The following is a 12,313-nucleotide window of genomic DNA, read 5'->3' as shown; positions in this document are numbered from 1 at the left end:
ATTACCTCACCAGCAGCGCGGCCGCGCGCGACAACGGCACTGGCGCCTCATCCAGCAACAGGTCGATGGCCTCGTCCTCCCAGCGCTGGCTCTCCAGGTTCAGCGTGCTCGGCTCTTGCACGCGGTGCTCCAGCACGAAGCGCGCGAGCAGCAGGCGGCGGGCGTCGCCGCCGGATGCGCCCAGACGCAAGCCCTCCTGGATGAACAGCGCGGCGGTGACGGCATGATAGAGCTTGCCGGCCGCGGCACGGCAGAAGCGCTCATTCTCTGGGCGTGCCGCGACCTCTTCCGCGAAGCGCATGGCGCTATTGATAGCGCCCTCAAGCCGCGTGCGAAATTGACCGGGAACACCCTGCATCTCGGCGAGTCGAGACGCGAGATCATCGCGCAGGGCGGCGTGCGCGCCGACCTTTCCGACGGCGCGCTGCACGGCATCGAGCGCGTTGATGTTGCTGGTGCCCTCCCAGATCAGGCCGAGATGGGCATCGCGCACCAGCCGCGCGTTCGGCCAGTCCTCGATATAGCCGTTGCCGCCGCGCGCCTCCATCGCACCGGTCGCCACCGTGACATTGTCGCGGCAGGCCCGGTATTTGACGATCGGCGTCAGCAACCGCAGCACCTTCTCCGGTGCGGTTGCCGAATAGAGCAGCGCGGACAGCGCCTGCTCGGTCGGCACCATCAGCTTGACGAGCTGCCGGCGCATTAGGGGATGATCGACCACCGCACGACCGAAGGCATTGCGATGGCGGGAAGCCTGGAGCGCCTCGTTGAGGCAGCGGCGCATCATGCCGGCGGCGCGCGCCAGGTGCGAGACACGGCTGGAATTCACCATCACCAGCATATGCTTCAAGCCCTGGTCGAGTTCACCGAGCTGATAGGCGACGGCACCATCGAACACGATCTCGCCGCTGGCCATGGTGCGGCTGCCGAGCTTGTCCTTGAGGCGCATGATCCGATAGGCGTTGCGGCTGCCATCCGGCAGCGTCTTCGGCATCAGGAACAGGCCGAGGCCGCGCCCGCCGCCGACTGCGCCCTCCGGCCGTGCCAGCAACACGGCAAGCTCCGCATCGGCGTTGGAGCAGAACCATTTTTCACCATAGAGCCTCCAATGCGCGCCATCACGCACGGCGGTCAGTTCGGCCGCACCGACATCGGAGCCGCCCGCCTTCTCGGTCATGAACTGCGCGCATTTGAGCAGCGTGGCCGGATCCTGACTCCACATCCGCGAAAGATATCGTTCATGAAGCTCGCCGCTGCCGAAGCGCCGGACCAGCTCGGAGGAGCTGTCGGTGAGATTCACCGGACAAAGCAGGCCGAATTCGGCCTGCGCGAACAGGTAGTGAAACACGTATTTCGCAAGCGGCGGCATGGCCGAGGGCCAGCCGAGCACGCCACCGCGGTTGCACATCGCGTGCATGCCGAATTGTCCGAACGCGATCTGCTCCATCTCGCGATAGGCCGGGTGATATTCGACCCACTCCTCGTCGCGGCCGTAGAAGTCGCGGGAATGCAGGACGGGCTGATGGCGCTCGGCTTGATCGGAAAGGTCGTGAAGCCTGCCGCCGGCGAGCGCGCCGAGCTCGGCAAGATGCGGCTGGAGATGCGCCAGCAATGGCGCGTCCATGTAGAGCGGAAGCAGATCCCGAATGCTCCGGTCGATCGCAAAGTAGTTCAGCCCACGGCAGGTGGGCGCTAACGCCATCGAGCGTCGGGACGACGCTTCGCGACGGGCCAAACCGGCATGAACGGTCATGAGCTTCCTCTCCGGACGGACGTATCTTGGGCGGGGCGGCCCCCGGGCCAGTGTTCGGGTATGACTTGACAGCGCTCCACGCAAACGACTTCTTGGGCGGGCGCCTTGAGCGAAACTCAAGGCCCGGTTATCCCGCGGGGCGCGCCATCATGGCTTCACGACGACTTCCTCCACTCCATGCCGTGCGGGCTTTCGAAGCGGCCGCACGGCACCTGTCGATCACGCGAGCGGCCGACGAGTTGAACGTGACGGTCGGCGCAGTCAGCAGGCACGTCCGCGCGCTCGAGGTGCGCATGGGCACCGCGCTGTTCCTGCGGGGGTCGCGCGGCCTCGTCCTGACCTCGGCCGGCAAGGCGTTCGCCGATTCCACCCGCGAGGCCCTCGATCGCATTGCGGATGCCGCTGAAGGCCTGCACCTGCGGCAGTTCAGACGGCTATCCGTCGGCGTCTACGGATTCTTCCTGTCGCGTTTTCTCCTGCCGGTATGGCCGGGGCTCAAGGCGGCACATCCCGAGCTGGAGATCGATCTGCACACCAGCGCCAACCCGGTTGATCTTCTTGCCAGCCGCTACGATGCCGTCATTGCCGTCTCGGACGGAGAGCCGAGACTCGTCACCCGGCCTCTGCTGCCGATCGCCACCGTGCCGGTCTGCTCGCCAGCTCTGCTGAAGGATGGCGCGCTGGATTTCGCGTCCGTTCCGCTGCTGCACAACAGGCCGCGGCCAGACGATTGGCGGCGCTGGCTCGACCATGCGCAGCTCACCAAGGTGCCGATCCGCGGCGGAAGCAGCTTTGAAAATCTGGGGCTCGCGATCGAGGCCGCTGCGGCCGGGCTCGGCGCCGCCATCGCCATCGAGAGCCTGCTCGCTCCGGACCTTGCGCAACTCAATCTCGTCAGAGCGCATCCCGTGGTCCGGCCGACGCGGCGCCACTTCGTGCTCGAATATGAGCAACGCATGGCGGACGATCCGGCGGTGGCGGCCTTTGCCACGTGGCTCTGCAATGCCTGCAAGCAGCAGGGCGCCGACAAGGCGGCGGCCAGGACATCCTCGCGAAAGCGTGCAAACGATTGAGTTGAGTTTCACTCAAGGGACACCGCGAAAACCTCGTTTGCCAGTCCAAACCGGCTCTGACACAGACCCCAGCGTCACGCACCGATGATGGGGGAAACGCGGGATGAGGCTGCTATTCGGGATGCTGGTCGCGGGACTGGCGATCGGCGCAAGTGCGCCAGCGCGAGCACAGATCACCGGCGACATCGTGAAGATCGGCGTGCTGACCGACATGTCCGGCATCGTCTCCGATGCCACCGGCGAAGGCTCGGTCGTCGCAGCGCAACTGGCCGCGGAAGAATTCGGCAACCGCGTCGCCGGCAAATCTGTCCAGATCGTCTTCGCGGACCATCAGCTCAAGCCTGACGTGGCCGCCAACATCGCGCGCAAATGGTTCGAGCAGGACGGCGTGGACGCCATTGCCGACGTGCCAAACTCGGCCGTCGGGCTCGCGGTGCAGGAGGTCGCCCGGACGCGCTCGCGGGTCATGCTGTTCTCTTCGCCCGGAACGACCGCGCTCACCAACCAGTTCTGCTCGCCGACCAGCGTCGCCTGGACCTTCGATACCTATGCCCTTGCGCGCGGAACGGCCAAGACCGTGGTCGAAGGTGGCGGAAAGAGCTGGTACTTCGTGACGGCCGACTACGCCTTTGGCCATCAGCTTCAGAAGGACGCCAGCGCAGTCGTGCAGGCCAATGGCGGCAAGGTGCTGGGAGCCTCGGCGCACCCGCAAGGGACCACCGATTTCGCCTCCTTCCTGCTTCAGGCGCAGGCATCCAAAGCCAACATCGTCGGCCTCGCAAACGCCGCCGGCGACACGGTCGCAACCATCAAGCAGGCCGAAGAGTTCGGCCTCACCGCCGGTGGGCAGAAGATGGCGGCGATGCTTCTGCTGCTGACTGACGTCCACTCGCTCGGCTTGCAGGCAACGCAAGGCACATTCCTCACGACTCCCTTCTACTGGGATCTCAACACACAGACCCGAGCCTGGTCGGAGAAGTTCGCGGCACGACGCAAGGGACAGCGGCCGACCTTCATGCAGATCGGCGTCTACGAGGCCGTCCGTCACTATCTGCAAGCGATCGAGGCAACCGGCTCGGACGACGCCAACAAGGTGATCGAGAAGATGCGCGCCACTCCGATCGAGAGCGCCTTCACGCATGGCGCCACGATCCGCGAGGACGGCCGCGTCGTTCGCGACATGTACCTGGCGGAGGTGAAAGCCCCCAAGGACTCCAAGGGCGAGTGGGACCTTTACAAGATCCTCCGCACGATCCCAGCCCAGGACGTCACCATTCCGCTGGCCGAGAGCACCTGCCCGCTCGTGAAGCGCTGACCCGATATCCGACTTCAACATCCGAGGACGACAATGACAACACCCGAGAACGAGTGGCAGTATCCTTATGGCACCAAGCAGCGCTATCACCTGCAGCATGTGCACCTGTTCGCATCCAACGTCGATGCCACCATCGACTTCTACAGGACGTGGTTCGACGCCGAGGTGATGTGGGACGGCGACGTCGCCGGCGCGCGTAACGTCTTCATCAAGGTCGGCATTGGCGCGCTGCATCTCTACGACCAGCTTCCGCGCGGCGAGGGCAAGAATGCCGTCCACCATCTCGGCATGCAGGTCGTCGGTATCGACGAGCTGTACGACCGTATGAAGGTCGCCGGCCTGCATATTCCCAATCCCATCCGCCGCCTCGGGGGAGGCGGCGGTTATTTCATGCTCGGCGCACCCGATGGCGTCGTCATCGAAATCTTCGAGCCGGGCAAGCTCCGCGAACCGGTGGTCCGGAGCTACTATGGCTTTGGGGGGTGAGACCCGTGGACACCGCTCCTCCGCTCGATACTGTCGCCGACCTCGTGGCAGCCCAAGCTCTAAAGACGCCTGACAAGACGGCCCTGACATTCGTTGACGTGACGTCTGACGGCATTTATCGGGCCGAGGAGCGCTCCTACGCACAGCTGGAACGAAACGGCGCTGCGCTCGCGCGGCGCCTCGCCGCGCTTGGCCTTCGGCGCGGCGAAACCTTCGCCCTGATGATGGCCAATCATCCGGAATTCGTCGAAGCGATGCTGGCCGCCGCAATGCTGGGAGCGGTCTTCGTGCCGATCGATCCCAGAACGATCGGCGAGAAGCTGAGCTTCATGCTGTCGCATGCCGAGTGCCGCGGAGTGATCTGCTCGGCAGACTGTGCGGCCGCCATTGCGGGCCTGGACGGTAATGCCCTCTCCTGGGCCGTGATCCTCACGGAGAATGGCGCCTGGCCTCCCTCGGTCGCACGGATGAACCTGAGCTACCGGGATGTCTTGAAGGAAGGCGGATCCAGCGATCGCATCGAGGTTTCGCCGGCCGATCCCATGATGCTGATGTTCACCTCGGGGACGACGGGCAATCCCAAGGCCGTGGTCATCTCGCACGGCGCCTATATGAGCCGGGCGCGCGGCATGCACGGGATCGATCTCAATGCCGATGACGTGCTCTACACCGGCCTGTCGCTAACGCACATCAATGCCCAGGGTACGCTGCGCATCGGCCTGACGGCAGGCTTGCCGGTCGTCATCAGCCGCAAGTTCAGCAAGCGCCATCTCTGGTCGATCTGCCGGAGGTTCGGCTGCACCATGTTCAACATTCTCGGCGGCATGATCCCGGAGATCTACAGCATTCCGGAAGCGCCCGACGATTCCGACAATCCGGTTCGCCTCATCATCAGCGCCGGCATGCCGCCCGAGCTCTGGAAGGAGTACGAACGGCGCTATGGCGTGCAGATCTGCGAAATCTACGGCTCGACCGAAGGCGGCGGCGCCCTTACCAACCCGCCGGGATGCGGACCGATCGGCAGCCTGGGCAAGCCCCCGCCCGAGCTCGAAGCCGCGATATTCGATGACGACGGACAGCGCTGCCCGCCCATGCAGCCCGGCGAGCTGCGCTTCCGGCGCCGGGATGGCGTACCGATCAAGACCACGTACTTCAGAAACCCGGAGGCAAGCGACGCCAAGGTCGTGGAAGGTTGGTTCCGCACCGGCGACGTCGTCCACGCTGACGAAGACGGCTGGTTCTTCTTCCACTATCGGATCGGCGGAGGCGTTCGGCGCGACGGCGACTTCATTAACACGGCGCTGGTCGAAGCCGCTCTGATCAAATCGGGCCTCCTCTCCGACGTCTTCGTCTACGGCGTCGCGACCCCACGAAATGTTGCGGGCGAGAGGACCCTCGTCGCAGCGGTTGTCCCGCGCACGCCTGATTTCAGCGAAGCCGCGCTGCTCACATATTGCAGGTTGGTATTGCAGAAGCGCGACATTCCCGAGCTCATCCAGGTCTTGACCGAGATTCCGAAAACGATCTCCGAGAAGCCGATCGAGCGGGCCTGCGCCGAGCGGCTGCGGGCGGATGGCATGCTGGGCCAATCGGCTTCCAGGCACTGAAGCGCCTGATTGCAAAACCCTACATTCTCCAAGGGACTGCGTCGTTGCGATGACACCATGACTTGATCTGAGCCGCGATATATCTGCAACTTGGGGAATGCTCTTCAGCCGCTGTTAGCTTATGACCGAACATCCGTCGATCGGCCGTTTAATGAGTACGTGCCTAGAGCTCGGTCTCCAATGCAGAAAACGTCTGTTTGATGAAGCTCGCGAGCGGCTTCTGACCTGCTTCGTCGCCCCACGCCTCAACGGAAAGACGCATCGCCCCGACAGAGGCCATCGCAACGACCTGGAGCGCCTTGCGCCGGCGCGACTGCGGCCAATGCTCGGATAGAGCTTCAAACGCAGCTTTCTCCATCAGCAAGAACTTCGCCTGATTGCTCGCCCGTAGCTGCTCGGTTGAACGCAAAATGCGATCGATGGCCACGGCTTGTTCGGAGCTGAACTGCGCCGCCAACTTCAAAAGTGCGTTGCGCACGAGATGAACGGGACGCTGGTCCGGCGATTCTGCAAGGATCGCCGCCCGGACCGCATCCGGCAATCCCTGCTGCCAGGCGAGGAGAATGTCTTCCTTTGACTTGAAATAATAGAAGAATGTCCGCGCCGATATGCCGGAAGCTACCGCGATCGCTTCCAGAGTCGTCGCCTCATATCCATTGGCGATAAAGAGATTAAGCCCGGTTTCGGCAATGCGCTGCCGCGTCTCTCGACGCTTCTGCTCGCGCCATCCCTTCGGAGCCGACGATTCGTTTTCCATGGCATTTCGAATACCAAAAACAGCACCCCTTGTAAATTCGCAGTCACTGCAATATTTAAAAATTACACAGACTGTAATTTCTTGTCCGGGTAGCGATTCGAATTCGCCGGCCGGGCCAATCTTCTCCGGCACGTGCGCGCACACAGGCACGTGAAAGCGATCTCCCGATCGGAAGGTCGATCGCGGGACAATATGAAAGAACACGAACTATGAAGCTTCTGCATATCGACGCCAGCATCCTTGGCGATCATTCGGCCAGCCGCCGGCTCTCCGGCTCCATCGTAAAGCGATTGACTGCTCTCAATCCCATCACCGATGTCATCCGCTACGATCTTGCGGCCGAGCCAATCGGACATCTGACCGGTGCGGAGTTGCTGGCTCAGCGAGGCTCGACACCCGAGGATGCCGCCACAAAAGAGAACGCGGCGCGGAATGCGAAAGCTCTCGACGACTTCCTTGATGCCGATATCGTCGTTGTCGGCGCGCCGATGTACAATTTCTCCCTGCCCTCGCAGCTCAAGGCTTGGCTCGATCGCGTGGCGGTCGCGGGCAAGACCTTCCGTTACACCCCCAACGGCGTCGAAGGACTTGCAAAGGGCAAGCGCGTGATCATCGCGTCCTCGCGCGGCAACTTCTATCGCGAGGGCCAGCCGGCCGCCGGGCTCGATCATCAGGAGAAGTATCTCAAAGGGTTCTTCACCTTCCTCGGCGTCAGCGAGGTCATCGCGATCCGTGCAGAAGGTCTCGGAATCAGCCCGGAGAGCCGCAATGCCGCCATGGCAGCAGCCTCGGCCGAGATCGAAAGCCTTGTGGCCTCACACTGATGCAGAACCGAGAGCCCGCCATGAAGAGAGTTCAGTACGACCGCTTCGGCGGTCCAGAACAAATGTATTTCGGCAACTACGTTCCGCCGCCGCTCGAACGCACCCAGGTGCGCGTCAAGGTGAAGGCAGTCGCCATCAATCCCCTCGACTGGAAGCTCCGTCAGGGAGCCATGAAACTGATCATTGGCCGGACGTTTCCGAAGGGGATCGGCTCCGACTACGCCGGCACTATTGAGGCGGTCGGCGAGGACGTGACGAACGTAAACTTTGGAGACGACGTCTTCGGCACGATGGATTTCAAGAACGCCGGCGCTTTTGCCGAGTCCATCGTCGTCGATTGCCAATATCTGACAAGAAAGCCGGCGCAGCTCTCTTTCGGCGAAGCTGCTTGCCTTCCCATCCCGGCGACGACGGCCTGGGCTGCAATCATCGACAAGGCGCAAGCCCGCACCGGATCGCGCATATTCATCAATGGCTGTAGCGGAGCCGTCGGCGCGCTCGCGGTACAATTGGCGCTGGCGCGAGGCGCGACGGTGTCTGGCTCGTGTGGCAAGGCCGCCATGCCAAAGGCCAGGGCCGCTGGCGTCGATCCGCTCTTCAACTACGCTGACAGCTCCCCGTACCGAAGCGCCGGAAAGTTCGATGCGATCTTCGATACGGCTGGAACTATGTCCGTCAGCGAAGGGCTTTCCATGCTCAACCGCGGAGGCGTGTTCGTCGACATCAATCCCACGCCCGGACGAGTCGTCCGGGGAATGCTGTCTGGGCGTTACAAGATGGCCTTCGCGACCATGGGAACCGAGCATCTCCCCGAGATCGCCCAGTTTGCGCATGAGGGTGTGTTGCGCCCGACGATCGGTCTCGAGAAGCCATTCAGCGAGGCCCTGACCGCGATCGCAAACGCGGAGTCCGGTTTTCGCGGCCCCGGCCGAATTGTCCTCGCGCTATGATGGCGAAGCGGCTCGCCTTGCCCCCCAAACGAAGCGCGTTCCGCGCGCTTCTGCTGGCATCAAGTCTGACCATCCAGATACCGACATCGGATGCGGCCACGGTTCGCGCCAGATATTCCTTGTCGTATCTCGGAGTCCGGGTTGGCGAGCTCACGACGACAAGCAACATCGGACCCACGAGCTACGAGGCCGATCTCACCGCGCATCTGAGCGGCATTGCAGCCATCGCAAGGCCGTACCGTTTGAGTATGAAGGCTGATGGAATATTGAAGGACGGACTGATCCTGCCATCGTCCTTCTCGCTCAGCCAGGCTGGAGCTGAGACACGCACGATCCGCGTGGCATCTGCTGCCGGCAACATCAAGGCTGCCGAAATCGACCCGCCAATTGAGACCGATGGTCCGAGGGTTCCCCTGACGGAAGAGCACAGGAGGAACGTCGTCGATCCTCTCAGTGCACTGATCATGCCGGTGCGGCAGAACGGCGGAGATCTCGACCCATCGACATGTAGACGAACCGTGCGCCTTTTCACGGGAGCGGCACGCTCGGACCTGGAGTTTGCTTATGCAGGGTCGGAGCAGGTGAAATCCCGCGCGTACAGGGGTCCCGTTACGGTTTGCTCGGTGCGCTACAAGCCGCTCGCAGGTCACAATCCGGACGCGACCACAACGAGGTTCATGATGTCCAACACCGGGATCAAGATCCGGTTGGCTGCTTTGCAGGATACTCCCTATGCCCTGCTGATATCGGCAACGGTGCCGCTGCCCCTTGGAACGGGCAGCGTCCAGCTCGATGAGTACAGCATCGACGGACGTTGACCCGCTGAGGTCTGACAACGCCGGAATCCATCAAACGCTACGTTCGCGACAACTGCGTCGTCGGACAAATAGCGAGAGAGTCCAAAAATGCCATCAACTAGAAGGACGAACTTCCTGATCGGCGGTGACACGGCCGTCAACCGGATCGGCTTTGGCGCCATGCGCCTTTCGGCCAACGGATTCCGAGGGCCAGCCCGGGCCCTGTCATGGGCCGCGCCGTGCTGCGTCGTGTCGTCGGACTTGGAGTCAATCTCATCGACACGGCCGCGCTCTATTACAGCAGCGACAAGGCGGTTCGCCCGAGCAGCCTGATCCGCGAGGCGCTTCATCCCCTGAGGAACACCGGCGCGTTACATCTGCAAGGCCACTTCAGTCGAGGGAACCATTCGTCTTCCGGCTCGGCTGGCCATCTTAGAGCCGTAAATCAAACGCTTCTGAACAGAGCGCAAACGGGGCTTCCCACTTTGACAGTCTGGTTCGTCGCAGCGAGTGCACCGCTCGCAGGATCACGCTTGAACAACTTGATAGTATCGCTGTCCTCATTCGCGGCGTACAGGAATCTGTCGGAGGCGGCCAGCGCAAAAAAACGGGGCGTCTTGCCGCCGGTTGCCGTCCAACAAATGGGAGACAGCCTGCCGGTCGCGGCCTCGATTGCGAATGCGCCGATGCTGTCGTTGCCCCGATTGGAGGCGTAGACGAAGCGCCCATCAGCAGACACAGCGATCTCGGCCGCACGGCTGTTGCCGGTAAACGTATCTGGCACGGCCGACACCACTTGGAGGGGCTGGAGCGCTCCGTTGGCCGTGTCGAAGTGATACGCCGTCACCGTCGAATCCAGTTCATTGACCACATAGGCGAACCGGCCGCCAGGGTGGAATGCAACGTGACGTGGCCCCGCGCCCTCGCGGGCCTGAACGGGTTTCGCGGCCAGCACGAGCTTCCCCTTCTCCGCGTCGATCCGATATGTGAAGACGAGATCGAGCCCTTTGTCCGGCACGACGATGAACGCGCCGGAGGGATCGAACTCCACCTGGTGGGGCTTTGCAAAAGGCTGCTCGACGCGGTGTGGTCCGATCTTGCCTTCCAGCTTCACGAGGTCGATCACCGCCCCCAGTGAGCCATCGTCCTGGCGCGGCAGCAGCGCCAACGTCGACGTGATGTGGTTGGCGACCACGATGAAGCGGTTACTGGGGTCGATCGCGAGATGCACGGGATTTTTGCCTTCCGTGCTCTGCCGGTTGATCACTTCAAGCCGGCCGCTCCCGGCCTCGATCCTCATCGCCGTGATGTCGCTGAGGTCGCCATGGACGGTGTAGAGAAAACGCTGCGCGCGGTCGAAGGCAAGAAAGGAGGGATTGACGAGATCACCGAGCAATTGAAGGTGGGTCCACGCGCCGCTCGCATTGTCCATGTGATAGACATTGAGACCGTCGCCGCGGGCGTTGCGTTCCTTGGTGGTGCGTGCGCCGACATAGACGTATGAGGCGGATCCTTCCGGCATGGCCTGCTCCTCTGATGCTTGGCGTGCCTGTACGCGCGGCGATGGCGCGGCGGCCGCCAAGGCGCCGCCGATCGCAAGATGCGCGAGCCTGCGCCGGGACAGTCCGGGCGGCAGCTTCAATGGCGACATAGGCATTTTTCCAAATATTGCTTTTTATCTCTTAAAACACAATTATGAATCGAGCACAACGGGCTTCGTTGCGCTTGTGCCGATCCGGCTGGTCGGCCAAAGATCGATGCGCCTCCCCTCCTGAGTCGTTTGCATGCCCCGCCCCAACCTTGCCAACCAGATGACCGCGCGGATCCTCGACTACATCCGCCTCAACGATCTCGAGGCCGACCAGCATTTGCCCAGCCAGGCGCTGGCGGATGCGCTGCGCGTCTCGCGCGCGCCGATCAACGCCGCTCTTCAGATACTGGAGGACATGAAGGTCGTGCGATCCGAGCCGAACCGCGGCTTCTTTCTTCTCATGAGCGCACGCGAGCTTCCGCAGATCCCGCATCCCGCCGAGGAACAAGAGGACGAATGGTACTTTGCGATCGCCGAAGACCGCCTGTCCGGCCAGCTCCCCGAGCGCGTCAGCGAAAGCGAGTTGATGCGCCGCTACGGCCTATCGCGCACTCGCATGCTCAAGATCCTCACGAAAATCTCCGATGAAGGCTGGATCGAGCGCCTACCTGGCAATGGCTGGGAGTTCGGACCGCTGCTGACCTCACGCGAAAGCTACCAGCAGGGCTATCAGCTGCGCAGCGCGCTTGAGCCTCAGGCGCTGATGCTGCCGAGCTTCGAGGTCGATCGCGCGGCCTTCGCCGCAGCGCGCGAAAAGCAGCAATGGTTGCTCGACGGCGCCTACAAGCGTGCCTCCCGCGCGGAAATCTTCGCCGCCAACAACGATTTCCACGAGATGCTGATGACGTGCAGCGGCAATCCGTTCTTCCTCGACGCGGTGAAACGCGTCAACCGGCTGCGCCGCCTCGTCGAGTACCGCATCACGGTGGATCGCAGCCGCCTGCCCCAGCAGTGCCGCGAGCACCTCAACATCCTGGATTTGCTGGAGAACTGCCTCCGCCAGGAGGCCGCCGACTTCCTGCGGGTCCATATCTCCGGCGCGGGGCTGATCAAGATCCCCCGGGCCTAGCGGAGCGGGTTATTGTCTTTTATTTCTTAAAATGCAATAAGGGCTTCCTAAGGCGGCTGCCGGAGGAACGGATAAGCGCGCCAACCACAAC

Annotated in this window: 11 protein-coding genes; 8 read left to right on the top strand and 3 right to left on the bottom strand. The window is 62.8% G+C overall.

The features are described 5' to 3' along the window. Window position 1 precedes the first annotated feature (1 nt). On the bottom strand, window positions 2-1,702 hold the full coding sequence (locus RAD10_RS11300) for an acyl-CoA dehydrogenase family protein (RefSeq protein WP_461617539.1): 1,701 nt from the start codon (window positions 1,700-1,702) through the stop codon (window positions 2-4). Window positions 1,703-1,902: 200 nt separating this feature from the next. Between RAD10_RS11300 and RAD10_RS11295 the strand changes: the two genes are divergently transcribed. The 4 genes from RAD10_RS11295 (at window position 1,903) to RAD10_RS11280 (ending at window position 6,234) form a co-directional block, all read left to right on the top strand. After that, window positions 1,903-2,826: a LysR substrate-binding domain-containing protein gene (locus RAD10_RS11295; RefSeq protein ID WP_461617538.1), complete on the top strand. Its 924-nt coding sequence runs from the start codon at window positions 1,903-1,905 to the stop codon at window positions 2,824-2,826. 103 nt (window positions 2,827-2,929) lie between these two features. Continuing rightward, entirely contained in the window at window positions 2,930-4,141 is a 1,212-nt protein-coding gene (locus tag RAD10_RS11290; protein ID WP_461617537.1) for an ABC transporter substrate-binding protein, read from the top strand. Window positions 4,142-4,174: 33 nt separating this feature from the next. Next, window positions 4,175-4,627: a VOC family protein gene (locus tag RAD10_RS11285; protein ID WP_091960650.1), complete on the top strand. Its 453-nt coding sequence runs from the start codon at window positions 4,175-4,177 to the stop codon at window positions 4,625-4,627. Window positions 4,628-4,632: 5 nt separating this feature from the next. Then, window positions 4,633-6,234 carry an AMP-binding protein gene (locus RAD10_RS11280; protein WP_461617536.1) on the top strand — a complete coding sequence of 534 codons (1,602 nt, stop codon included), beginning with the start codon at window positions 4,633-4,635 and terminating at the stop codon, window positions 6,232-6,234. 163 nt (window positions 6,235-6,397) lie between these two features. Here RAD10_RS11280 and RAD10_RS11275 read toward each other — a convergent pair whose 3' ends face one another. Continuing rightward, complete coding sequence (locus RAD10_RS11275) at window positions 6,398-6,991, bottom strand: TetR/AcrR family transcriptional regulator (RefSeq protein ID WP_461617535.1); 594 nt, start codon at window positions 6,989-6,991, stop codon at window positions 6,398-6,400. 209 nt (window positions 6,992-7,200) lie between these two features. Here RAD10_RS11275 and RAD10_RS11270 point away from each other — a divergent pair, with 209 nt between their 5' ends. From RAD10_RS11270 to RAD10_RS11260, 3 genes are read left to right on the top strand one after another with little or no spacing between them, the layout of a single operon-like run. Further along, the gene (locus RAD10_RS11270) at window positions 7,201-7,815 is read left to right on the top strand and encodes an FMN-dependent NADH-azoreductase (protein WP_461617534.1); all 615 of its coding nucleotides are present in this window, start codon (window positions 7,201-7,203) and stop codon (window positions 7,813-7,815) included. A 20-nt stretch (window positions 7,816-7,835) separates the two neighbouring features. Further along, window positions 7,836-8,765: an NAD(P)-dependent alcohol dehydrogenase gene (locus RAD10_RS11265; protein ID WP_461617533.1), complete on the top strand. Its 930-nt coding sequence runs from the start codon at window positions 7,836-7,838 to the stop codon at window positions 8,763-8,765. After that, window positions 8,762-9,583: a DUF3108 domain-containing protein gene (locus tag RAD10_RS11260; protein ID WP_461617532.1), complete on the top strand. Its 822-nt coding sequence runs from the start codon at window positions 8,762-8,764 to the stop codon at window positions 9,581-9,583. Before RAD10_RS11265 ends, RAD10_RS11260 begins: the two co-directional genes overlap by 4 nt. Window positions 9,584-10,007: 424 nt before the next feature. Here RAD10_RS11260 and RAD10_RS11255 read toward each other — a convergent pair whose 3' ends face one another. Next, window positions 10,008-11,213, bottom strand: coding sequence for a lactonase family protein (locus RAD10_RS11255; protein WP_461617531.1), 1,206 nt, complete (start codon window positions 11,211-11,213; stop codon window positions 10,008-10,010). Window positions 11,214-11,346: 133 nt separating this feature from the next. Between RAD10_RS11255 and RAD10_RS11250 the strand changes: the two genes are divergently transcribed. Further along, entirely contained in the window at window positions 11,347-12,222 is an 876-nt protein-coding gene (locus RAD10_RS11250) for a GntR family transcriptional regulator (RefSeq protein ID WP_461617530.1), read from the top strand. The last annotated feature ends 91 nt before the right edge of the window (window positions 12,223-12,313 follow it).

The organism is Bradyrhizobium sp. 23AC, from assembly GCF_054863025.1.
The sequence above is the reverse complement of the archived record's forward strand: the minus strand, read 5'-3'. Positions and strand labels throughout refer to the sequence as shown.